The sequence below is a fragment of the Janthinobacterium sp. NKUCC06_STL genome, assembly GCF_019345455.1.
GTDB lineage: Bacteria > Pseudomonadota > Gammaproteobacteria > Burkholderiales > Burkholderiaceae_D > Janthinobacterium > Janthinobacterium rivuli.
This window is the reverse complement of sequence record NZ_JAHKQY010000045.1, coordinates 1-265: the sequence shown is the minus strand read 5'-3', so window position 1 is coordinate 265 and position 265 is coordinate 1. Positions and strand designations below refer to the sequence as shown.

General features: G+C 47.9%; 1 rRNA gene. It reads left to right on the top strand.

The features are described from left to right. Window positions 1-177: 177 nt before the first annotated feature. Window positions 178-265 (top strand): 5S ribosomal RNA (rrf, locus tag KO539_RS29925); the annotation flags it as partial.

The following is a 265-nucleotide window of genomic DNA, read 5'->3' as shown; positions in this document are numbered from 1 at the left end:
TTAAGCTAACCAGTACTAATTGCCCGTACGGCTTGTCCCTATAACCTTAGCAGGTACAGAGGATAAGACGGTACAACGTTGCGTGTGTGTTGATACTACTATTCATTACCCAATCTTTGCTTCTTCCAGATTCAGGCTTTGTCGCTCCACCGAGGACAAATGCCAGTACAAGTTATGCCTGATGACCATAGCAAGTTGGTCCCACCCCTTCCCATCCCGAACAGGACCGTGAAACAACTTTGCGCCGATGATAGTGCTGCAACCA